The sequence below is a fragment of the Pseudorhizobium halotolerans genome, assembly GCF_902153235.2.
Lineage (GTDB): Bacteria > Pseudomonadota > Alphaproteobacteria > Rhizobiales > Rhizobiaceae > Neorhizobium > Neorhizobium flavum.
Genome location: NZ_CABFWE030000004.1, coordinates 238,837 through 262,517, shown reverse-complemented (window position 1 = coordinate 262,517; position 23,681 = coordinate 238,837). Strand labels below are relative to the sequence as shown.

19 protein-coding genes are annotated in these 23,681 nt (G+C 61.6%); 3 read left to right on the top strand and 16 right to left on the bottom strand.

All coding sequences use genetic code 11. The features are described 5' to 3' along the window. Positions 1–18 precede the first annotated feature (18 nt). The 3 genes from FN060_RS04570 to FN060_RS04560 all read left to right on the top strand — a co-directional run bounded on the left by FN060_RS04570 (position 19) and on the right by FN060_RS04560 (position 3,136). On the top strand, positions 19–327 hold the full coding sequence (locus FN060_RS04570; protein ID WP_142587047.1) for a DUF3572 domain-containing protein: 309 nt from the start codon (positions 19–21) through the stop codon (positions 325–327). A gap of 91 nt (positions 328–418) precedes the next feature. Then, a complete protein-coding gene (locus FN060_RS04565; protein WP_142587046.1) occupies positions 419–1,711 on the top strand; it encodes a DNA polymerase IV in 1,293 nt (430 codons plus the stop codon). Between the two features lie 108 nt (positions 1,712–1,819). Continuing rightward, positions 1,820–3,136 carry a L,D-transpeptidase family protein gene (locus FN060_RS04560; RefSeq protein WP_142587045.1) on the top strand — a complete coding sequence of 439 codons (1,317 nt, stop codon included), beginning with the start codon at positions 1,820–1,822 and terminating at the stop codon, positions 3,134–3,136. Positions 3,137–3,142: 6 nt separating this feature from the next. On the opposite strand, the gene dnaE is transcribed toward FN060_RS04560, so the two are convergent. The 16 genes from dnaE to nuoG all read right to left on the bottom strand — a co-directional run bounded on the left by dnaE (position 3,143) and on the right by nuoG (position 23,677). Continuing rightward, positions 3,143–6,631 (bottom strand): DNA polymerase III subunit alpha, encoded by a 3,489-nt coding sequence (dnaE, locus tag FN060_RS04555; protein WP_142587044.1) that lies wholly within the window; start codon positions 6,629–6,631, stop codon positions 3,143–3,145. 316 nt (positions 6,632–6,947) lie between these two features. After that, positions 6,948–7,631, bottom strand: a complete 684-nt coding sequence (locus FN060_RS04550) for an ABC transporter ATP-binding protein (RefSeq protein WP_142587043.1) — start codon at positions 7,629–7,631, stop codon at positions 6,948–6,950. A gap of 13 nt (positions 7,632–7,644) precedes the next feature. After that, complete coding sequence (locus FN060_RS04545; protein ID WP_142587042.1) at positions 7,645–8,952, bottom strand: lipoprotein-releasing ABC transporter permease subunit; 1,308 nt, start codon at positions 8,950–8,952, stop codon at positions 7,645–7,647. 47 nt (positions 8,953–8,999) lie between these two features. Then, positions 9,000–10,322: a proline--tRNA ligase gene (gene proS, locus FN060_RS04540; RefSeq protein WP_142587041.1), complete on the bottom strand. Its 1,323-nt coding sequence runs from the start codon at positions 10,320–10,322 to the stop codon at positions 9,000–9,002. A gap of 434 nt (positions 10,323–10,756) precedes the next feature. Then, the gene (locus tag FN060_RS04535; RefSeq protein WP_142587040.1) at positions 10,757–11,026 is read right to left on the bottom strand and encodes a DUF1467 family protein; all 270 of its coding nucleotides are present in this window, start codon (positions 11,024–11,026) and stop codon (positions 10,757–10,759) included. A 76-nt stretch (positions 11,027–11,102) separates the two neighbouring features. Beyond that, a complete protein-coding gene (gene mce / locus FN060_RS04530) occupies positions 11,103–11,507 on the bottom strand; it encodes a methylmalonyl-CoA epimerase (RefSeq protein WP_142587039.1) in 405 nt (134 codons plus the stop codon). 9 nt (positions 11,508–11,516) lie between these two features. Then, a complete protein-coding gene (locus tag FN060_RS04525; RefSeq protein WP_142587038.1) occupies positions 11,517–13,184 on the bottom strand; it encodes a ribonuclease J in 1,668 nt (555 codons plus the stop codon). 7 nt (positions 13,185–13,191) lie between these two features. After that, entirely contained in the window at positions 13,192–13,962 is a 771-nt protein-coding gene (locus FN060_RS04520) for a biotin--[acetyl-CoA-carboxylase] ligase (RefSeq protein WP_142587037.1), read from the bottom strand. Between the two features lie 2 nt (positions 13,963–13,964). Continuing rightward, positions 13,965–15,407 (bottom strand): NADH-quinone oxidoreductase subunit NuoN, encoded by a 1,443-nt coding sequence (nuoN, locus tag FN060_RS04515; RefSeq protein WP_142587036.1) that lies wholly within the window; start codon positions 15,405–15,407, stop codon positions 13,965–13,967. Between the two features lie 18 nt (positions 15,408–15,425). Continuing rightward, complete coding sequence (locus tag FN060_RS04510; RefSeq protein WP_142587035.1) at positions 15,426–16,937, bottom strand: NADH-quinone oxidoreductase subunit M; 1,512 nt, start codon at positions 16,935–16,937, stop codon at positions 15,426–15,428. Beyond that, complete coding sequence (nuoL, locus tag FN060_RS04505) at positions 16,937–18,937, bottom strand: NADH-quinone oxidoreductase subunit L (protein ID WP_142587034.1); 2,001 nt, start codon at positions 18,935–18,937, stop codon at positions 16,937–16,939. Before nuoL ends, FN060_RS04510 begins: the two co-directional genes overlap by 1 nt. A 7-nt stretch (positions 18,938–18,944) precedes the next feature. Then, positions 18,945–19,253: an NADH-quinone oxidoreductase subunit NuoK gene (gene nuoK, locus FN060_RS04500; RefSeq protein WP_052637915.1), complete on the bottom strand. Its 309-nt coding sequence runs from the start codon at positions 19,251–19,253 to the stop codon at positions 18,945–18,947. Positions 19,254–19,277: 24 nt separating this feature from the next. Next, positions 19,278–19,892: an NADH-quinone oxidoreductase subunit J gene (locus FN060_RS04495; RefSeq protein WP_052637914.1), complete on the bottom strand. Its 615-nt coding sequence runs from the start codon at positions 19,890–19,892 to the stop codon at positions 19,278–19,280. Positions 19,893–20,012: 120 nt separating this feature from the next. Beyond that, a complete protein-coding gene (gene nuoI / locus FN060_RS04490; RefSeq protein WP_052637913.1) occupies positions 20,013–20,504 on the bottom strand; it encodes an NADH-quinone oxidoreductase subunit NuoI in 492 nt (163 codons plus the stop codon). A gap of 37 nt (positions 20,505–20,541) precedes the next feature. Next, positions 20,542–21,588 carry an NADH-quinone oxidoreductase subunit NuoH gene (nuoH, locus tag FN060_RS04485; RefSeq protein WP_142587033.1) on the bottom strand — a complete coding sequence of 349 codons (1,047 nt, stop codon included), beginning with the start codon at positions 21,586–21,588 and terminating at the stop codon, positions 20,542–20,544. Positions 21,589–21,595: 7 nt separating this feature from the next. Beyond that, positions 21,596–23,677, bottom strand: a complete 2,082-nt coding sequence (gene nuoG / locus FN060_RS04480; RefSeq protein ID WP_142587032.1) for an NADH-quinone oxidoreductase subunit NuoG — start codon at positions 23,675–23,677, stop codon at positions 21,596–21,598. Between the last annotated feature and the right edge of the window lie 4 nt (positions 23,678–23,681).

The following is a 23,681-nucleotide window of genomic DNA, read 5'->3' as shown; positions in this document are numbered from 1 at the left end:
GGTAACCATTTCCGGGCAATGCGAAACGATCCCAAAAACGTTCCAGTCGGGCGGGACGCCGCGGAGCAGACGGCCGTGGCCGTTCTCGGCTGGCTTGCCTCCGAACCGGACATGCTGGGGCGCTTCCTTGCCCTGTCGGGGCTGGAGGCAGGGCAACTTCGCCAGGCAGTGGACGATCCAGATTTCCTCGCCGGGATGCTCGATTTCGTCATGGCCCATGAGCCCACGCTCCTCGCCTTTTGCGAAGCAAGCGGGACGAAGCCGGAGGCGGTGGCGGCCGCCTGGCGCCACTTTTCAAAGCCCGGCCTTGATTCCGGCCAGTACTGAGAAGCCCGTTCCGATGTGGACGGACAAAGAGCGACGTTGAGATTCTGCTCGGCCAGACATAGATTGCGGATGTTCAACTTCTGTTCCATCCATGACGCATTCGCCCGAGACGAAATCCGGCTTCTGTCGCGACTGCCTCACCGAGCAGAAGGCAGAACTGCGCCGCTGCAATAAATGCGGAAGTCCACGGTTATTATATCATTCTGAACTTTACGACCTGACGATCGCGCATATCGACTGCGACGCCTTCTATGCGGCCGTCGAGAAACGAGACAATCCAGATCTCGCAGACAAGCCAGTCATCATTGGTGGAGGAAAGCGGGGCGTTGTCTCCACGGCCTGCTACATTGCGCGCATCAACGGGGTGCGATCAGCAATGCCGATGTTCAAGGCACTGGAGGCGTGCCCGGATGCCGTCGTCATCCGCCCGAACATGGAAAAGTACGCACGGGTCGGCTGCGAGGTACGGCAGATGATGCTGGAGTTGACGCCGCTCGTTCAGCCACTTTCGATTGACGAGGCCTTTCTCGACCTCGCCGGCACGGAGCGGCTGCATCACGACCCGCCGGCACGCACGCTTGCCAAACTCGCCAACCGCATCGCCGCAGAGATCGGCATCAGCATCTCGATCGGGCTCTCCTACTGCAAGTTCCTGGCCAAGGTCGGATCCGACCTGCAAAAGCCACGGGGCTTCTCCGTCGTCGGGCGGGAGGAGGCCCTGGCGTTCCTCGCTCCACGGCCGGTGACGACGATCTGGGGCGTCGGCAAGGCCTTCAATGGCACCCTCGAAGCCGACGGCATCCGGACGATCGGGCAGTTGCAGACAATGGAGGAAGGTGATCTCATGCGGCGCTACGGCTCCATGGGACAGCGCCTCTATCGCCTCGCGCGCGGCATCGACGACCGGACGGTCCACCCCAATGATCCGGCGAAGAGCGTTTCGGCCGAGACCACATTCTTCGACGACATCTCCCGCCAGGAGGACCTCGTCCCGATCCTCCGCCGCCTCTCCGAGAAGGTCTCGTCTCGGCTGAAGAAACACTCCATCGCCGGCCAGACGGTAGTCCTGAAACTCAAGACCGCCGACTTCAAAAGCCGCACGCGCAACCGCCGCCTCGAGGACCCCACACAGCTGGCGGATCGCATCTTCCGCACGGGTCTCTCACTGCTGCAACCCGAAACCGACGGCACGCGCTTCCGCCTCATCGGCATTGGCGTGACTGACCTTTGCGATCCGGAAACGGCAGATCCTCCAGACCTCGTGGACCGCGACGCCGTCCGTCGCGCCGCAGCGGAGGCCGCCATGGACCGGCTCCGCGACAAGTTCGGAAAAGCCGCCGTGGAAACCGGCTACACATTCGGTGAGCGCCGCCGAGGTCACTGACATGTGATCGGACGGCATAGCGACTGCCAATCGTTACAATGTTCGGCAAATCTTCCTTAATTCGAAGCTGCTAATCTCGCCGCTCAGTATTGCGTAAAGAGGTTGTCCATGCTGCGTCGTCTCGCGTTTGGTCTCGGACTGATGTCCGCCACCATGCTCTCCCATCCCGCCTTTGCCGAACTCGCCCACACGCTGCAGATCGTCGTCTCCAAGAACAACCAGTCGATGACCGTCTACGACGGTGACAAAGTGGTCTCGACCACGCGCGTCTCGACTGGCAAAGCCGGCCATTCGACACCGAGCGGAATCTTCTCGATCCTGGAAAAGCGCCGCTACCACGAGTCGAACATCTATTCGAACGCACCGATGCCATTCATGCAGAGACTGACGTGGTCTGGCATCGCTCTCCACGAAGGCCACGTGCCGAACTACCCGGCCTCACACGGCTGCATCCGCCTGCCTTCCGGTTACGCAAAGACGCTTTTCGGGATGACGGAGCGCGGTTTCCACGTGATCGTCTCGGACGCGCCGGTGGCACCGATGCCGATCGCTCACGCCAACCTCTTCCTCCCGCTCAAGCCCCTGCCCGCCGAACCACTGATGTCGGACATCGAATTGCGGCCGACCGTGAAGCGCCAGACGTCGGAAGCCTATGAGGTGGCCTTGGCGAGCCAGACCACCGACCCGACCTTGACCGGCTCGATCGAACCGCAGGACACCACACCTGTAAAAATGCTCATCAAGAGGCGCGAATTGCGGGAGACGGTGTTCGACGTCCAGGCGATGCTGAACGATCTCGGCTTCGATGCCGGCGCGCCCGACGGTCTTATCGGCACCAAAACCCAGGCGGCAATCGCAGGCTTCAAGCGGTGGAAGAACCTCCCCGCGGGATCGGCGTTGACCGACGACTTCCTGTCGGCGCTCTATCGCTCCTCCGGCAAGCGGGAGCCGCCGGCTGCGCAACTGCTGGTACGCCGCAACTTTGCGCCGCTGTTCGAGGCGCCGATCGGCCTGAAGAACCCGGAGATCCCTCTCGGCACGCACTTCTTCACCGCGAGCAATGTTGATCGTGGCAGCGAGCGGGCCGACTGGCATGTACTCACTCTGCCGAACCTCCTGACCCCGAAAGAGCGGCAGCGAATGAACATCAGTCTCGACGCCTCGGCCTCTTCGGCACCCGGCGCGCTCGATCGCCTGGAGATCCCGGACGACATACGAGAGCGCATCGCGACGCTGCTTGCCGATGGAAGCTCCCTGACCATAACGGACGAAGGTCTGGGTCCGGAGACGGGCAAAGGCACCGACTTCATCACCCTCACGCGCTCCGAGGCGAAGGTGGCTGAAGCACGGCCAGCAGTCGAAAAACCGCAGAAGGTGCGGCAGAAGCCGCGGCGCGTCTATCGCAACGGCATCGGCCTCTACTGAGCGTCGCTATACGAGTTCGACCTCCAAGACTCCCGGCGCCGCCCTAAGGGCGGCGGCAATCTCCGGCGAAATCCGGAACTTCTCCGCGAGCTCCACCTCGATCTCACGCTGACCATCGTCCTTGATGACGATGAAGGAGACCAACCCGTCCCCTCTTGCATTGAGGTGCCGCGTCACCGTCTTCAGGGGACCTGAATCCCTCACATAGACGCGCAGCGCCTTCTGCATTCGCACCGACTGCTCCTCAAGCGAAGCGGCGGTCTGGATACGCAAACCGATGCCCTCCGGACGCTCGTCGGCCTGCACGGTGATCACCAGGGATTTGCCGGGCTCCAGAAGGTCGCGGTACTGCGCCAGCGCCTCGGAGAAGAGCACGGCCTCGAACTGACCCGAGGCGTCGGAAAAGGTGACGATCCCCATCTTGTTGCCGGTACGGGTCTTGCGCTCCTGGCGTCCGGTCACAGTCCCGGCAAGCCGCCCGGCAGTCGCGCCCTTTTTCACGGCGGCGGAGAATTCCGCAAAGTTCTGGACGCGCATCTTCGCCAGTACATCGCCATAGGAATCGAGCGGGTGGGCGGACAGGTAGAAGCCGAGAACCTGGTACTCCCGCATCAGCTTCTCCGAAGGAACCCAGGGCGAGAAAGGCGGGAAAATCAACGTTTCAGGACCTGCTGCGGAGGATGATCCGAACATGTCAGACTGGCCACTCGTCTTGTTTTCCTGCGCGCGCTGCGCGTAGCCGATGATGCGATCGAGGCCAGCAATCATCTCTGCCCGATCCCGCCCGAAGCAATCGAAGGCGCCGGCGCAAATGAGGCTTTCCAGCACGCGGCGGTTGATCTGCTTCGGGTCGATCCGTAGGCAGAAGTCCTCGATCGAGGCGAAAGGCTTGTCGCCCCTAACCTCGACGATGTGATCGACCGCGGCCTCGCCGACACCTTTGATGGCCGCCAAGGCGTAGAAGATCTTGTTGTCGTCGGTCTCGAAACGGCGGAACGAAGTCTGCACCGATGGCGGCACGACCGTAATGCCGAGACGGGCTGCATCCTGCCGGAAGTCGTTCAGCTTCTCGGTGTTCGCCATATCGAAGGTCATCGACGCGGCCAGGAACTCGGCCGGATAGTGCGCCTTCATGAAGGCCGTCTGGTAGGAGACGATGGCGTAGGCGGCGGCGTGCGACTTGTTGAAGCCGTAGTTGGCGAACTTGGCGAGCAGGTCGAAGATCAAGTCAGCCTGCGGCTTCGACACGCCATTCTTGATGGCACCATCGACGAAACGTGCACGCTGCTTGTCCATCTCCTCCTTGATCTTCTTGCCCATGGCGCGGCGCAGAAGGTCCGCTTCGCCGAGCGAGTAGCCTGACAGGACCTGGGCGATCTGCATCACCTGTTCCTGGTAGACGATAACGCCCTGGGTTTCCTTCAGGAGGTAGTCGATCTTCGGATGGATCGATTCGATCTCCTCTTCGCCGTGCTTGCGGGCATTGTAGACCGGAATGTTCTCCATCGGACCGGGGCGATAGAGCGCAACGAGCGCGATGATGTCCTCGATGCAGTCCGGCCGCATGCCGATCAGCGCCTTGCGCATGCCGGCACTTTCCACCTGGAACACGCCGATCGTCTCGCCGCGGGAGAGCATTTCGTAGGTCTTCTCGTCATCCAGCGGTATCGAGGCGAGGTCCACGTGGATGCCGCGTTTGGCAACGTAGTCGACCGCAGTTTTCAACACGGTCAGCGTCTTCAGCCCGAGGAAGTCGAACTTCACCAGGCCCGCCTGTTCGACCCATTTCATGTTGAACTGGGTGACCGGCATGTCGGAGCGCGGATCGCGGTACATCGGCACGAGCTTGGAAAGCGGCCGGTCGCCGATCACGATGCCGGCGGCGTGCGTCGAGGCGTGCCGATAAAGTCCCTCGATCTTCTGGGCGATGTCGAGAAGGCGTGCGACCACGGGCTCCTTCTCGGCCTCTTCCTGCAGCTTGGGCTCCTCCTCGATCGCCTTGGAGAGCGGTGTCGGATTGGCTGGATTGTTCGGCACCAGCTTGCAGATCCTGTCGACCTGGCCGTATGGCATTTCGAGCACCCGGCCTACGTCGCGCAGCGCCGCGCGGGCCTGCAGCGATCCGAATGTAATGATCTGGGCCACTTGCTCACGGCCGTATTTCTGCTGGACGTAGCGGATCACCTCTTCGCGCCGGTCCTGGCAGAAGTCGATGTCGAAGTCGGGCATCGAGACGCGTTCCGGGTTGAGGAAGCGCTCGAACAGCAGCGAGAAGCGCAGCGGATCGACGTCCGTGATCGTCAGCGCATAGGCGACCAGCGAACCCGCGCCCGATCCACGGCCCGGACCGACGGGAATGTTGTTCTGCTTCGCCCACTTGATGAAGTCCGAGACGATCAGGAAGTAGCCCGGGAACTTCATCCTCTCGATGACGCTCAGCTCGAAGTCCAGGCGCTCGCGGTAGTCCTGCTCCGTATAGCCGGGGCTGAGGCCGAGCGCCTCCATTCGCCGTTCGAGGCCCTCCACCGATTGCCGTCGCAGTTCCTCTGCCTCGGCCCGTTCGGCTTCCTCCGGATCAGCCGTCGCACCGGTGAAACGCGGCAGGATTGGCTTGCGGGTGTCGAGGATGAAGGAACAGCGCCGGGCGATTTCTACCGTGTTGTCCAGCGCTTCCGGCAGATCGGCGAAGAGTGCCGCCATCTCGGCACGGCTCTTCAGATAGTGGTCCGGGGTCAGCCGGAAGCGGCTGTCGTCGGACACGATCGCATTGTGGGCCACCGCCATCAGAGCGTCGTGGGCGTCATAATCGTCGCGCGACGGGAAGAAGGCTTCGTTGGTGGCGACCAGTGGCAGAGCGAACTCGTAGGCAAGGCTGATGATCTTGTGCTCGTGGCGACGGTCATAGGCACCATGGCGCTGCAGTTCCACGTAGAGCCGATCGACGAACGCCTCCCTGAGGCTGAGGAGCCGCGATCTCGCCTGAGCGGAATTGCCTTCGCGCAGCGCGACGTCGACCGGACCGCCGGACGCCCCGGTCAACGCGATCAGTCCTTCCGTCCCGGTATCCTCAAGCCAGGAGCGGCGGATATGCGTGCTGGCATGGCCCTCGCCCCCGAGATAGGCGCGACTGACGAGGTCCACCAGCCGCTCGTAGCCGTCAGCCGTCGATGCCAGAAGCACGATCGCCGGCAGCTTCGTCATCTGGTTGCTACGACGATCGTCGGCCTGATCTTCCATGTCGATGGAGACCTGGCACCCGATGATTGGCTGAAGACCCTCACCGACCGCTTTCTGCGCGAATTCCAGCGCGACGAAGAGGTTGTTGGTGTCCGTGACGGCTATCGCCGGCTGACCATCGGCCACAGCCTTTGCAAGAATCTTCTTGAGGGGCAATGCGCCTTCGAGCAGCGAATAGGCGGAATGAACCCGGAGATGAACGAACCGAGGCGAATGCTCTCCGTTCGTTGCACCAGTGGTTTCCATCTGCTCGGCCATCGCTGTCTCTCACCTCATGAATCAGGTGATTTTCCGGCGCGGAGCGTTCCAAGTCCAGTTCGGACTTACGTCGTCAACGGATATTCCTGCGGCTCGCTTAAATGGCCAGCATGAGCATGGAAATGCTCGCGACGAAGGTTGCTATGGAAGCGAATGCGGCAATGTCCCGAATGAGATCAGTCATGGTCGTCTCCCCTGTTCCTCTATGTTGTTATTTTGTTCCTTTTTTGTACTCCTCGTCAAGAGGAAAACGGAACAAGAACAGAAAAGGCCACCGTCGCCGGCAGCCTCGGTAAACAGAGGGTTAAGAGAGGAGTTAGAAGCCGACGACCTTGCCGCCGTCGATCGTTACCCGACGATCCATCCGGGCGGCGAGATCATGGTTGTGGGTGGCGATCAGGGCGGCAAGCCCCGACTGCTTCACAAGCGCTTCCAGGGCATCGAAAACGTATGAGGCCGTTTCGGGATCGAGGTTGCCGGTCGGTTCGTCGGCCAGCAGGACGCGAGGGGCATTGGCGACGGCACGGGCGATCGCCACGCGCTGCTGTTCGCCGCCGGACAATTCGGCCGGGCGGTGTTCGCCACGGTGGCCGATGCGCATGTAGTCGAGAAGCTGGCTTGCCCGCTCCCTGGCCTCCCGCTCGGGAAGCCCCGCAATCAGTTGCGGCATCATGATGTTCTCGAGCGCCGTGAACTCTGGGAGCAGGTGGTGAAACTGGTACACGAAGCCGATCTCGCTGCGGCGGATGGCGGTGCGATCATCATCCGGCAATCCATTGCAGGCATGGCCGCCGACGAAAACCTCACCTGCATCCGGATGCTCCAGCAGTCCCGCCAGATGCAGAAGCGTAGATTTTCCCGTTCCTGACGGTGCCACGAGAGCGACGATCTCGCCACTGTGCAGTTCGAAATCCACACCCTTCAGGATGGAGAGCGTGGTTTCGCCCTGGCCGTATTGTCTTTCGACACCGGAGAGCTTCAGGACTGTCTTGCCTGCCATGAGGGATAGGGTCCTATTCGTATCGGAGGGCCTGCACCGGATCGAGCCGCGAGGCCCGCCAGGCGGGGAATATGGTGGCAATGAAAGAGAGCGTCAGTGCCATCAGCACCACCGACAAAGTCTCGCTGAAGCTCATCTCAGCCGGAAGCTGGCTGAGGAAGTAGAGTTCGGGATCGAAGAGCACCGTGCCCGACAGCCAGGAGAAGAACTGCCGGATGGATTCTATGTTGAGGCACACGATGACGCCGAGAACGACGCCGGCGAGCGTTCCGACGGTTCCGATCGCGGCCCCGGTCATGAAGAAGATCCGCATCACCGAGCCGGAACTTGCGCCCATGGTGCGCAGGATGGCGATGTCGCTTCCCTTGTCCTTCACCAGCATGATGAGCCCGGAGATGATGTTGAGCGCTGCCACCAGCACGATCAGCGTGAGGATCATGAACATGACGTTCCGCTCGACCTGCAGCGCCGAAAAGAAGGTCTGGTTCCGCTGACGCCAGTCGGTGATGTGGATCTGGCGACCGGCGGCGGCTTCCACCAGCGGCCGCAACCCGTCTACACCTTCGGGATCGTTGACGAAGAGCTCGATCGACTGCACCAGCCCGTCGGCATTGAAATAGAGCTGCGCCTCCTCCAGCGGCATGAAGATCATCGTCGCGTCGTATTCAGACATGCCGATTTCGAAGACGCCTGATACCGGGTAGGATTTGACCCTTGGATTGACACCCATCGGCGTCACATCGCCTTCGGGTGAGATGAGGGTGATGTCATCGCCGGCATTGATCCCTAGCGATGCAGCAAGCCGGGAGCCGACCAGAACGCCCTGCCCCGAAGCAAAGCCGATGATGTCGCCCTGCCGGATGTTGGTCGCGACCTCGCTCAGTTTCTCGAGGTCTTCCGGCCGAACGCCGCGTACCAATGCCCCGGAGCCGGCACCGGCGCGACCAGAGGCGAGTGTCTGGCCCTCCACCAGCGGTAGCGCAATCCGCACACCCGGCACGCCCTGGAACTTCGCCGTAAGGTCGGCGTAGTCGGTAAAGGGCCCGTCCACCGGCTGCACGATCATGTGACCGTTGATTCCGAGGATGCGCGAGATCAGTTCGGTACGGAAACCGTTCATCACCGCCATGACGATGATCAGCGTGGCTACGCCCAGCATGATGCCGATGAACGAGAAGCCGGCGATCACCGAAATGAACGCCTCCTTCCGCCGGGAGCGCAGGTAGCGCCACGCCACCATGCGTTCGAAGGCGGAAAACGGACCGGCAGACGGCCCGCGGCCTTCGCTGTTCGTCTGTCCCTCTGCGGTCACGCTCGCCATTCTTCCGTCCCTAGCCTCCACTCGTCGTCCTTCGGGCTGCAGCGCCCTTAGCCGGCCAGCCTGTTCATTGCAGCTTCCAGCGTCATCACCTCGCGGGCGCCGGTCTTGCGGTCCTTGACCTCGACTTCGCCGCTCGCCGCCGAACGCGGGCCGATGATGACCTGGACCGGCACGCCGATCAGGTCCGCCGTCGCGAACTTGGTGCCGGCGCGGTCATCCGTATCATCATAGAGGACATCCTTGCCGGCCTTGCCCAGGCCTGCGTAGAGGTTCTCCGAAAGCCGGTCGCAGGCTTCGTCGCCCGGCTTCATGTTGATGACCACGACATCGAACGGTGCGACGGAGGCCGGCCAGATGATTCCGCTCTCGTCATGCGAGGCTTCGATGATGGCGGGAACAAGGCGCGTCGGGCCGATGCCGTAGGAACCCATGTGTACGGGATGCTCCTTGCCATCCGGCCCCTGCACCTTGGCCCCCATAGGCTCGGAATACTTCGTGCCGAAATAGAAGATGTGGCCAACCTCGATACCGCGCGCGGACAGGCGGTCACTTTCCGGGATCGCATCGAACGCCGCGGCATCGTGCATTTCCGACGTCGCTGCGTAGACCGAGGTCCACTTGTCGAATATGGCCTGCAGCCCAGCGACGTCGTCGAAATCAGTGTCTTCGGACGGAATTTCGAAATTAACGAAGTCCTTGTGGCTGAAGACTTCCGACTCGCCCGTTTCGGCGAGGATGATGAATTCGTGGCTATGATTGCCGCCGATCGGACCGGTATCGGCGCGCATCGGGATGGCCCGCAGCCCCAGCCGTGCGAACGTGCGCAGATAGGCGACGAACATTTTGTTATAGGAGTGGATCGCGTCCTGCTGCGTCAGATCGAAGGAGTATGCATCCTTCATCAGGAACTCGCGCGAACGCATGGTGCCGAAGCGGGGGCGGATCTCGTCCCGGAACTTGAGCTGGATGTGGTAGAGGTTCAGCGGCAGGTTCTTGTAGGACTTGATGTAGGAGCGAAAGATGTCGGTGATCATCTCCTCGTTCGTCGGACCGTAGAGGAGCGGCCGTTCCTGCCGGTCCTTGATGCGCAGCATTTCCTTGCCGTAGTCGTCGTAGCGGCCGCTCTCCTGCCAGAGTTCGGCTGACTGCAGCGTCGGCATCAGCAGCTCGATTGCGCCGGAGCGGTCCTGCTCTTCGCGAATGATCCTGTTGACCTTGTCGAGGACACGCTTGCCGAGCGGCAGCCAGGAATAGATGCCCTGGCTCTGCTGGCGGATCATCCCGGCCCGCAGCATCAGACGGTGAGAAACGATTTCCGCTTCCTTGGGGTTTTCCTTCAGGATCGGCATAAAGTAGCGGGATAGGCGCATGGAATGTTCCGAGGTTTCGACGTCCCCACCGGGAATCGCGTTTTTGAAGCTGGTTGGCTGCGTTCATAGCGGTTTCGCCGGGCCATGGAAACCCGCTCGCAGGTCCGTCCCCTCAAGTTGAAGGGAGGCCCTCGCCGATCGAAAATGTACACTGGAAGAGCGGATTTGTGACAAAGCTGCGACACTTTCGTCAACAAGAAAATAATGTTCCAGTGTAGCAAAAATGCAAAAAAAGCAGGTGACAAGGCCCATTCTTTGGGCTAGCTTCAGCCCATAAAAGAGGCAAGGAGATCAAATTCTTGCCGACCTCGCGGTCAAGTCTTGGGAGGATCAGATCTTAGGCGCGCTTGTCGCAGCCCCGGAAACGGTAAGGATCACGCGAAACTGGAAACAAGGCCTCACGGCCTTGTTTTTTTTTGCTCGCATCCTGGGTCCTATCCGAATTCCGGAACGACCCGAGGAAGATTGCCGAGGCTGATCCCAAAATAGTTCGAGGCTGCGAACCAGGCCGCGTAGATTGCCGCCGATATTACCGTCGTCAGAAGAAGGACGCGCCCTGCGCGAAACTGCGCCGGCGCACTCTCCACCGTCCCCAGAGTCACGTCCCCTTCGTCACCCTGCGAGCGCATGCCGAGCGGAAGCACGGCGAAAAGCGTGATCCACCAGATGATGAAGTAGACGGCGAAGAATGAAAGAAACGACATCCGGGGCTTCCCTGTGGGCCTTGCGCTTATAGCGACAAACCCCAGCGACCTCAAACCTGCCGGGACGGACGGAGTGTCACACCTCCTCGAGCTCTACCAGCGTCCCGTTGAGGTCCTTCGGGTGCAGGAAAAGCACCGGCTTTCCATGCGCCCCGATCTTTGGATTGCCGTCTCCCAGCACGCGGAGGCCACTCGCCTTGAGCTGATCACGGGCAGCCAGGATATCGTCCACTTCATAGCAGATGTGGTGCATGCCTCCTGACGGCGACTTCTCCAGGAAGGCGGTTATCGGCGAGTCGGCGCCCAGCGGCTCCAGCAGTTCGACCTTGGTGTTTTCCAGTTCGACGAAGACCACCGTCACCCCGTGCTCCGCAAGCGCCTGGGGCGGCGAAACGCGCGCACCGAGCACATCCCGGTAGGTTGCCGTCGCCTGCGCCAGGTCCGGCACAGCAATGGCGATGTGGTTGACCCGACCGAGCATGACGTCCTCCTAGACCTTGTTGACGAAAACCGTGACCACCGGCTTCTTGCCCCACGCCTCGTTGGCGGCCGCGCGTACGGCCCGGCGGATCGCTTCGCGCAATGTCTCAAGGTCCTTGCGGCGGGCGCGCGGGATGCTCTCCACCGCACCGAGCACGGCGTCGTACAGTGTATCCTCCATATCCTCGCCCTCCTCGTCGAACTCCGGCAAACCGAAAGCAACAAGATCCGGATCACCGAGGAAATCGAAGCGGCTGTCCAGCAGCACGTTGACGGAGACATGGCCTACATAGGCCAGCTTGCGCCGGTCGCCGATGCCCATCTCTTCCAGGTCGCCGATCAGCTTTCCGTCCTTGAAGATACGCCCATGCGGCACCTGATCGATGACCTCGGCAGGGCCCGGCGCAATCCGCAGCATGTCGCCGTTGCGCACGCGCGGGATGTTCGGAATCCCAGACTGCGCACCCAGTTCCGCCTGCGCGGTCAGGTGCGCTGCTTCTCCATGAACCGGGACCAGGATCTGCGGGCGCGTCCACTCGTACATCTTCACGAGCTCGTTGCGGCGCGGATGCCCGGACACGTGCACCAGCGCATCGGCATCGGTGATGATATGCACGCCCTGGTCGATCAGGCCATTCATGATCTCCAGGATTGGCTTTTCGTTGCCGGGGATCGTCCGCGACGAGAAGACGACAGTATCACCAGCCGCCAGCGATACATTGCGCATCTCGTCCCGGGCGATCTTGGCAAGCGCCGCCCGGGGTTCGCCCTGGCTTCCAGTCAGGACCACCACGACCTTGTCGCGGGGAATGTAGCCATACTCGTCTTCGGCAATGAAGGGCTTTATCCCCTCCATCAGGCCGATATCCCGAGCGACGTTTACGACCCGCTTCATGGAACTGCCGAGCAGCAGGACCTCGCGGCCCGCCGCATGGGCGGCATGGGCGATGGACCGTATGCGGCCGACATTCGACGAGAAAGTGGTGATCGCCACCCTCCCCTCGGCGTTCTCGATGATCTTCCGCAGGCCTTCGGAGACTTCCTCCTCGGACGGAGAGATGCCTTCGCGGTTGGCATTGGTTGAATCGCACATCAAGGCGAGCACGCCTTCGTCTCCAACGGCGCGAAAGCGGGCCTCGTCCGTCAGCGGCCCGAGCGAGGGCGCGTGATCGATCTTCCAGTCACCGGTATGGACGAGGTTTCCAAGCGGCGTGCGAATCACCAGAGACATCGGCTCGGGAATGGAGTGATTGACCGCCAGCGCCTCAATATCGAAGGGCCCCACGGAAATCCGGTCACCGGCCTTGAAGGGCGTCACGGGAATATCGGCTCGGCTACCCTCGAAATTGCGCTTCGCCTCCAGCAGGCCTGCGGTGAAGCCCGAGGCATAGACCGGGACGTTGAGGCCCGGCCACAGGTCGTTCAATGCACCGTAGTGATCTTCGTGGGCATGCGTGATGATGATCGCCTTGAGGTTCTCGCGCTCCTTGGCGAGAAAGCGGATGTCCGGCAGGATGAGGTCGACACCCGGCAACTCCGGACCGGCGAACGTCACGCCGCAATCGACCATGATCCACTGGCGTTTGCCGGGCGAGCCGTAGCCATAGAGCGCCAGGTTCATGCCGATCTCGCCGACACCGCCGAGCGGCAAAAACACCAGTTCTTCCTGTCTAGCCATAACGTCCTTATTCCGTTCTTGCGAAGAATACATCACCGGCGGCAATCGACAAAACCTGTCCGCTGCGGGTTTCGAGCTGCAGCAGCCCTTGCGCGTCAATGCCTGCAAACCTGCCGGAAAGCGAGCGGTCGGGAAGGTTCACCGTGACGGCCTCGCCGATTCCGCATGCGGCATCCAGCCAGCGCCGGCTTATCTCCGCCACGCCTCGGCCCTCATCCCATGATTCCAGAACCTCTGCCATCCGATTGAAAAGATGCGCAAACACCTCCTCAGGAGAGGCATGACAACCGTGATCTTCCAGGCGTGTGACGGGATAGGCCGCACCTTCAGGCATGTGTCGGATATTGATCCCGATCCCGATGACGAGCGCCTGCCTTCCATCGAGCAGTTTCTCAGCCTCGATCAGGATGCCGCAGGTCTTCCGGCGCCCGATCAGGATGTCGTTCGGCCACTTGACCTCGACCGGATCGGCGCCCGGCGGCAGGACGGCCCTGATGGTCGCATGGACCGCGAGCGCAACAGCGAGGGGAAGCGAACCCAGTCGCTCCATCGGCGCCGGATCGACGAGTAGAAGCGAGGCATAGAGGTTGCCGGCTTCGGACGTCCAGGTCCTGCCGCGCCGTCCGCGGCCGCTGGTTTGGCGCTTTGCCGTCAGCCAAAGGCCGCCGGGGTCCCCTGCCCTTGCACGGGCAAGACATTCGGTGTTGGTGGAGCCGACGTCGCCGAGGGTCTCGTGGCGGAACGCCTCCATCGAGAAGCGTCCCGATGATCTCGCCATCCTCAGAAGAAGGACTTCGCCGCGGCATTTGCCGCGTTGCCGACCGGTCCGCCGAAGAGGACATAGGCGGTGACAAAGAGGCCCGACAGACCGAAGACCAGGCGAAGCTCGCCGGCAATCCGCGCAAACTCTCCCGTCGCTTCATCGAACCACATCAGCTTGACGATGCGCAGGTAATAATAGGCGCCGACCACGGATGTCAGCACGCCGATGATCGCGAGCGCGTAGAGCTTCGCCTCGATAGCCGCGATGAACACGAAGTACTTTGCGAAGAATCCGGCAAGCGGTGGGATGCCGGCCATGGAAAACATCAGCGCCGTCAGGACAACCGCCATGAAGGGCTTGGTCGAGGCAAGACCGGCTAAGTCATCGACGTTCTCGACGTTCTCGCCCTCCTTGCGGCGCATGGCCATAATGCAGGCGAAGGTGCCAAGCGTCATGACCATGTAGATGAGCATGTAGAGGATGACGCCCGAAACGCCCGTTTCTGTGCCCGCGGCAAGGCCCACCAGCGCGAAGCCCATGTGGCCAATCGAGGAGTAAGCCATCAGGCGCTTGATGTTGCGCTGGCCGATAGCGGCGAAGGAGCCAAGCAGCATCGATGCGATCGAGACGAAGACGAGGATCTGCTGCCAGTCGGCAACGATCGGCATGAAGGCCTCGGAGACGACGCGCACGAGGATGGCCATGGCCGCGACCTTCGGACCGGCGGCGAAGAAGGCCGTTACCGGGGTCGGAGCACCCTCGTAGACGTCTGGCGTCCACATGTGGAAGGGAACGGCAGAGATCTTGAAGCAGACGCCGGCCAGCACGAAGACGAGGCCGAAGACGAGGCCCAATGAACGAGTTTCGGCCGACAGGACGGCGGCGATCTCGTCGAACCCGGTATTGCCGGTGAAGCCGTAGACCAGCGAGCAGCCGTACAGCAGCATGCCGGAGGAGAGCGAGCCGAGCACGAAGTACTTCAGGCCAGATTCCGTCGAGCGAAGGCTGTCACGGTTGATGGCGGCACAGACATAGAGCGACAGCGACATCAACTCGAGGCCGAGATAGAGCGCCAAGAGGTCGTTGGCGGAAATCAGCAGCATCATCCCGAGTGTGGCGAGAACCATCAGGACCGGGAATTCGAAGCGATCGAGCTGTTCCGAGCGAGCATGGCCGACGGTCATGATCATGGCCGTGACCGAGCCGATCAGGGCAACGACCTTCATGAAGCGCGCGAAGGGATCGAGCAGGAATGCGCCACCATAGGCCTCGCCCTCACCCGGCGCCAGAACCAGCCAGAGACCTGCGGCAATGAGCAGTGCAACGGCAAGGCCCGTCACCGTCGGCGCTGAGCGGTCGCCCGAAAAGACGCCGATCATCAGGAGCGCGAGCGCACCCACCGCCAGGATGATCTCCGGCATGGATAGTTGCAGGCTTGCGAGGAAGAGTTCAGAGCTCATGTCCGATTATGTCCTGTCTCAGTGCACGGTCAGTGCAAGGTCTTGCGCAGCCTGCAGGGCGGCGGCGTAATTGTTCACAAGCAGATCCACCGATGCGGCCGTCGCATCGAAGATCGGAGCCGGATAGACGCCGTAGAAGATGGTCAGCGCCACCAGCGGGTAGAGGATCAGCTTCTCGCGGGTCGTGAGATCCATGAGACCCTTCAGGCTTTCCTTTTCCAGCGCACCCCAGATCACCCGACGATAGAGCCAGAGCGCATAGCACGCCGAAAGGATCACGCCGGTCGCCGCGAAGAGAGCCACCCAGGTATTGACCTGGAAGACCCCGATCACCGTCAGGAATTCGCCGATGAAGCCGGAAGTGCCTGGCAGGCCGACATTGGCCATGGTGAAGACCATGAAGGCAACTGCATATTTCGGCATGTTGTTGACCAGCCCGCCATAGGCCGCGATCTCGCGCGTATGCAGGCGGTCATAGATGACGCCGACGCAAAGGAAGAGCGCGCCCGAGACGATACCGTGCGACAGCATCTGGAAGATTGCGCCCTGCACGCCCTGCATGTTGGCGGCGAAAATGCCCATGGTCACGAAGCCCATGTGGGCGACGGAGGAATAGGCGATCAGCTTCTTGATGTCGTCCTGCATCATCGCCACCAGCGAGGTGTAGATGATCGCCAGGATCGAAAGCGTGAAGACGAAGGGAGCGAAGTAGTCCGAGGCCAGCGGGAACATGGCGAGCGAGATGCGGATGAAACCGTAGCCGCCGAGCTTCAGCATGACCCCGGCCAGGATGACCGAACCTGCGGTTGGTGCCTGGACGTGCGCATCGGGAAGCCAGGTATGAACCGGCCACATCGGCATCTTGACCGCGAACGCGGCGAAGGCAGCGAGCCATAGCCAAGTCTGCAGGTTGGCGGGGAAGTTGTACTTCAGCAGTTCGACGATGTCGGTCGTACCTGCCTGCCAGTACATGGCCATGATGGCCAGCATCATCAGCACCGAACCGGCGAGTGTATAGAGGAAGAACTTGTAGGAGGCGTAGACGCGATCCTTGCCGCCCCAGACACCGATGATGACGAACATCGGGATCAGCGTCGCTTCAAAGAAGACGTAGAAGAGGACGATGTCGAGCGACACGAAGACGCCGATCATGACGACTTCCAGCAGCAGGAAGGCGATCATGTACTCCTTCAGGCGCTTCTCGACCGAATGCCAGCTGGCAAGCACGCAGAAGGGCATGAGGAACGTCGTCAGGATGACGAACAGCATCGAGATGCCGTCGACGCCCAGGTGGTAGGAGATGCCGGTCCCGAGCCAGGGGCTCTTCTCCACCATCTGGAATCCCGGGTTCGAATTGTCAAAACCGATCCAGATGAAGAGCGACACGACGAAGGTGAAGACCGTCGTCAGAAGGGAGACGTTCAGGATGTTTCGGCGCCCATAGGTGCTGTCCTCGCGCGTCAGCAGGAGGAGAAACACGCCGACGAGCGGCAGGAAGGTGACCGTCGAGAGAATTGGCCAGTCGGTCATTACATAGAGCTCCCGAGCATCATCCAAGTGACGAGGGCGGCGACGCCGATCAGCATCGCAAACGCATAGTGATAGAGGTAGCCGGACTGCAGGCGAACGACACTGCGGGTCACGTCGACAACTCGGGCGGCCACGCCGTTCGGGCCGTAGGTGTCGATGACGCCGATGTCACCCTTCTTCCAGAGGAAGCGTCCGAGTGCCTTGGCCGAGCGGACGAACAGGAAGTCGTAGATCTCGTCGAAGTACCACTTGTTGAGCAGGAACTCGTAGAGCACCTTCTGCGACTCCGCCAGGCGGCGCGGCGTCTCCGGCGACTTGATGTAGAAGTACCAGGCTGTGACGAAGCCAAGAGCCATTGCAATAAACGGGCTCCACTTCACCAGCAGCGGCACGTGGTGGAACTCCTCGAGGATCTCGTTCTCCGGAAGCGTGAACAGCGCCCCCTTCCAGAACTCGGCATATTCATGGCCGAAGAAGTAGCCTTCGAACAGGAAGCCGGCGGCGACAGCGCCGATGCCGAGGATATAGAGCGGCACCAGCATCACCTGCGGTGACTCATGAACATGATGCATCACATCGGCCGAGGCGCGCGGCTTGCCGAAGAAGGTCAGGAAGGCGAGGCGCCAGGAGTAGAAGCTCGTGAACAGCGCGGCAATGACCAGCAGCGTGAAAGCAAAGCCGGATGCTGCCGAATGGGAGGCATAGGCCGACTCGATGATCACGTCCTTGGAGAAGAAGCCGGCAAAGCCGAGCATCGTACCCGGGATGCCGACGCCGGTGAGCGCCAGCGTTCCGATCGTCATCATCCAGAAGGTGACCGGGATGTGCTTGCGCAGCCCACCCATGTAGCGCATGTCCTGCTCGCCATCGACGGCGTGGATCACCGAGCCGGCACCGAGGAACAGCAGGGCCTTGAAGAAAGCGTGCGTGAAGAGGTGGAAGATCGCCGCGCCATAGGCCCCTACCCCAAGCGCCACGAACATGTAACCGAGCTGCGAGCAGGTCGAATAGGCAATAACGCGCTTGATGTCGTTCTGCACGAGGCCGACGGTTGCCGCGAAGAAGGCCGTAATCGCACCGATGATGGTGACGAACAGCAGCGCATCCGGCGACAGTTCGAAGAGCGGCGACATGCGGGCAACAAGGAAGACGCCGGCAGTGACCATGGTCGCGGCATGGATGAGAGCCGAGACCGGGGTCGGGCCCTCCATAGCGTCCGGCAGCCAGGTGTGCAGCAGGAACTGCGCCGACTTGCCCATGGCGCCCATGAAGAGCAGCAGGCAGACGATGGTCAGTGCACCGTAGCGCGTCAGTTCGAGGCCGAAGATATTGGCGATCACCTCGCCGCCCTCGGCAGCACCTTCTGCCGGCAGGTAGCTGGCGGCGGTCGCGAAGATCGTCTCAAAGTTGATCGAGCCGAACAGCATGAAGATGCCGGCAATACCAAGCAGGAAGCCGAAGTCGCCGACGCGGTTGACGATGAAGGCCTTCATGGCCGCAGCCGATGCCGACGGCTTCTTGTACCAGAAGCCGATCAGCAGGTAGGAGGCGAGACCCACCCCTTCCCAGCCGAAGAACATCTGCGCCAGGTTGTCCGCAGTCACCAGCATCAGCATGGCGAATGTGAAGAGCGACAGGTAGGCGAAGAAGCGCGGCCGATGCGGGTCGTGGTGCATGTAGCCGATCGAGTAGATATGGACGAGCGTCGAGACGGTGTTGACGACGACGAACATCACGGCGGTCAGCGTGTCGATCCGGAAGGCCCACTCGATGTCGATGCCGCCGGACTGGATCCAGCGCATCACCTCGACCTTGATGACCTCATGGCCTTCGCCATGGGCCATCGCCACGTTGAAGAAGACGATCCAGGACAGGATCGCGACGATCACCATCAGGCCGCTGGTGACGTATTCCGAAGCCTTGGCGCCGATCGAACGGCCGAACAGGCCGGCGATCAGGAAGCCGATCAGGGGAAGGAAGACGATTGCCTTGTAGATCATGACCCGATCAGCCCTTCATCACGTTGACGTCTTCGACGGCGATCGAACCGCGGTTGCGGTAGAAGACGACGAGAATTGCAAGACCGATGGCTGCTTCGGCGGCTGCAACGGTCAGAATGAACAATGCGAAGACCTGGCCGACGATGTCGTTCAGGTAGGAGGAGAAGGCCACCATGTTGAGGTTGACCGAGAGCAGGATCAGCTCGATCGACATCAGGATGATGATGACGTTCTTGCGGTTCAGGAAGATGCCGAACACGCCCAGGATGAAGAGGATGGCGCTGACCGTCAGGTAATGGGAGAGACCGATTTCCATGTCCAAATTCCTTCTTCGCCTACCTCAGAGGCCCTGGCCCGACTTAACCTTGACCACTTCAACAGCGGTCTCGGGCTTACGGGCGACCTGCCTGGAGATATCCTGGCGCTTGATATGCGTGCGGTGGCGGAGCGTCAGCACGATGGCTCCGATCATGGCGACCAGGAGCACCAAACCGGCGATCTGGAAGAAGTAGACGTAGTTCGTGTATAGCACGTCCCCCAGTGCTGCCGTGTTCGTCCGCTCCGCCGGGTTCGGGATCGGCATGGTGATGGCCTCGGCCGCCTGCGGCGTCAACACGCTACCGCCGATGACCACGATCAGTTCCGCAGCGACGATCAGGCCAACCAGAATGCCGACCGGTGCATATTGCAGCACACCTGCGCGCAACTCAGCAAAATCGATGTCGAGCATCATGACGACGAAGAGGAAGAGCACCGCGACCGCGCCGATGTAGACCACCAGCAGGATCATCGCCAGGAACTCGGCGCCCGTCAGCAGAAACAGACCGGCTGCGTTGAAGAACACGAGGATCAGGAAGAGCACCGAATGCACGGGATTGCGCGAGGAGATGACCATGAACGCCGACGCCACCGCGACGAACGCAAAGAGATAGAAGAAAACAGCCTGCAGAGCCATCGTGGTGCCTTTTCGTCTTCATCGAGGAAGAGCCCGCCCCTCCCCGCTTGATCCGGCCGCATCAGCGTACCGGGAAGTAATCTGTCCTATGCTCCACCCGCATCGGGGGTGACTACCGTGTCAGCGGTAGGGTGCATCCTGCGCCATGTTACGAGCGATCTCTCGCTCCCAACGGTCGCCGTTCTCCAGAAGCCGCGCCTTGTCGTAGTAGAGCTCTTCGCGTGTCTCGGTCGAAAATTCGAAGTTCGGGCCCTCGACGATCGCGTCCACCGGGCATGCTTCCTGGCAGAAGCCGCAATAGATGCACTTCACCATGTCGATGTCGTAGCGCACCGTCCGGCGGGTGCCGTCATTGCGACGGGGACCTGCCTCGATGGTGATGGCTTGCGCGGGACAGATCGCCTCGCACAGCTTGCAGGCGATGCAGCGCTCTTCGCCATTCGGATAGCGGCGAAGTGCATGCTCGCCGCGGAAGCGGGGCGAAACGGGGTTCTTCTCGAACGGGTAGTTCACCGTCGCCTTCGGCTTGAAGAAGTAGCGCATCGACAGGAAGAAGGCGCCGACAAACTCCTTCAGGAAGAGCGAACTGACGGCCTGTGTCAGACTTGCCATCGTTATTCTCCAGTGAGGCTCAGCTGGGAGCGGACCATCAGGCCCATCCCATCAGCTTGAGCACGAATGCTGTGATGACGACCATGGCGAGCGAGAGCGGGAGGAAGATCTTCCAGCCCAGCCGCATCAGCTGGTCGTAGCGGTAGCGGGGCACGAAGGCCTTCACCATCGAGTAGATGAAGAAGATGAAGATGACCTTCAGGATGAACCAGACGATGCCCGGGACCCAGTTGAGGATCCAGATGTCGACAGGCGGCAGCCACCCCCCGAGGAAAAGGATCGTCGTCAGCGAGCAGATCAGCAGGATCGCCGCATACTCGCCGAGCATCAGCATCATGTACGGCGCCGAGGAATACTCGACCATGTAGCCGGCCACGAGCTCCGATTCCGCTTCCGGAAGGTCGAAGGGCGGACGGTTTGTCTCCGCAAGGCCGGAAATGATGAAGATGATGAACATCGGGAAGAGGGGCAGCCAGTGCCAGTCGAGGAAGGAGTTCGGCAGGCCCATCATCGTGCCGAGGCCGTCCTTCTGCGCAAACACCATGTCCGACAGGTTGAGCGAGCCGACGCAGAGGAGCACCGTGACGATGACGAAGCCGATCGAGACTTCGTAGGACACCATCTGCGCGGCCGAGCGGAGCGCACCGAGGAAGGGATACTTCGAGTTCGATGCCCAGCCCGACATGATCACGCCGTAGACCTCGAGCGAGGAGATCGCGAACACATAGAGAATGCCGACATTGATGTTGGCGATCACCCAGTTCTCGTTGAACGGGATCACGGCCCAAGTGGCGAGCGCCAGGGTCACCGCCACCAGTGGAGCGATCAGGAAGACGCCCTTGTTGGCGCCCGACGGAATGATTGGCTCCTTGAAGACGAACTTCAGGAGGTCGGCGAAGGACTGGAACAGACCCCAAGGACCAACGACGTTCGGTCCCCGACGCAGCTGGACTGCGGCCCAGATCTTGCGGTCGGCATAGAGAATATAGGCGATGAAGACCAGGAGGCAGACGAGAACGAGCAGCGACTGCCCGATCATCACCAGTGCCGGCCATGCGTAGGTCGAGAAAAAGGTATCGTCCATATTCCTGTTACTCCGCCGCAGCCTGGAAGTTGTTGCGGGCAAGGGCCGAGCACTCGGCCATCACGGCCGATGCCCGTGCAATCGGGTTCGTCAAATAGAAGTCTTTGATCGGGGACGCAAATGCCGACTTGCTCATCTCACCGGCTTTTTGCCCCAGTGTGGCCACATCAGCGACGTTGCCGGCGGCGATCTCGTCCAGATCGGCGAAATGCGGGTAGGCTGCATAGAGCTGCGCGCGAAGCGCAAGGAGCGAATCAAATGGCAGCTTCCTGCCGAGGACGTCGGAAAGAGCGCGGATAATCGCCCAGTCCTCGCGGGCCTCCCCCGGCGGGAACCCGGCACGATTGCCCATCTGCACGCGCCCTTCGGTATTCACCCAGATCCCGGACTTTTCCGTATAGGTCGCCGCCGGCAGGATGACATCTGCATGATGGGCGCCATTGTCGCCGTGGCTACCGATGTAGATCGTGAACTTCGCCGTCTTGCGGGAGAAATCCAGTTCATCGGCGCCGAGCAGGAAGAGTACATCCATGCCGGTCAACATGTCGGCTGCTTTGACGCCCTTCGCTCCGGGCACGAAGCCGAGGTCGAGAGCGCCGACGCGCGATGCGGCGGTGTGAAGAACGCCGAAGCCGTTCCACTCGTCCGTGACCGCGCCGATCGAGCCGGCAAGCTTCGCCGCTGCAGCGAGAATGGCTGCACCATCAGGACGCGACAGCGCGCCCTGCCCGACGATGATCATCGGGTTCTTGGCGTTCCGCAGGGTGTCGAGGAAGCTGCCGGAGCCGTTGACGAGTTCGGTCAGGCTGTCCGGGCCGGAGCCCAGGTATTCATATTCGTAGCGCAGGTCGCCGCCCTCGCCGATCACGCCGATCGGGAAGTCGCCGCGACGCCAGCGCTTGCGGATGCGGGCGTTGAGAACGGCAGCTTCCAGGCGCGGGTTGGCGCCGATCAAAAGCAGCGCACCGGCGCGCTCGATGCCCTCGATGGTCGGGTTGAAGAGATAGCTTGCCCGGCCGAGCGATGGATCAAGCGCTGCGCCGTCCTGGCGGCAGTCGAGGTTCTCCGACCCGAGGGAGCGGATCAACTCCTTCAGCGCATACATCTCCTCGACGGCCGCAAGGTCGCCGGCGATCGCGCCGATCTTGTTTGCGGGCGTCGCCGAAACGGCAGCCTTGATCGCCGCGAAGGCCTCACCCCAGCTTGCAGCCTGCAGACGACCGTCCCGACGAACATACGGCCGGTCGAGGCGCTGGGTCTTCAAGCCGTCCCAGATGAAGCGGGTCTTGTCGGAGATCCACTCCTCGTTCACCAGTTCGTTGACGCGCGGCATGATGCGCATCACTTCCCGGCCGCGCGTGTCGACGCGGATAGCCGAGCCGAGCGCATCCATGACGTCGATCGACTCGGTCTTGCCGAGCTCCCACGGGCGGGCGGTGAAGGCGAAGGGCCGCGAGGTGAGCGCGCCGACCGGGCAGAGGTCGATGACGTTGCCCTGAAGCTCCGAGGTCATCGCATGTTCGAGGTAGGTCGTGATCTCGGCATCCTCGCCGCGGCCGATCAGGCCCAGCTCCGAAACGCCGCCCACTTCCGTGGAGAATCGTACGCAGCGCGTGCAGTGGATGCAGCGGTTCATCACGGTCTTTACGAGCGGGCCGATATACTTGTCCTCGACCGCACGCTTGTTTTCCGTGTAGCGGGACGCGTCCATGCCGAAGGCCATGGCCTGGTCCTGCAGGTCGCACTCGCCCCCCTGGTCGCAGATCGGGCAATCCAGCGGGTGGTTGATGAGCAGGAATTCCATCACGCCTTCGCGGGCCTTCTTGACCATCGGCGTGTTGGTGAAGACTTCCGGCAGTTCGCCATTCGGGCCGCCGCGGATATCGCGCACGCCCATGGCGCAGGAGGCTGCCGGCTTTGGCGGGCCGCCCTTTACCTCGACGAGACACATGCGGCAGTTGCCCGCCACCGACAGGCGTTCATGGAAACAGAACCGCGGAACCTCGGCACCGGCTTCCTCGCACGCCTGCAACAGCGTGAAATGATCCGGGACTTCGATTTCCTTGCCGTCGACCTTCAGCTTTGCCATCGTA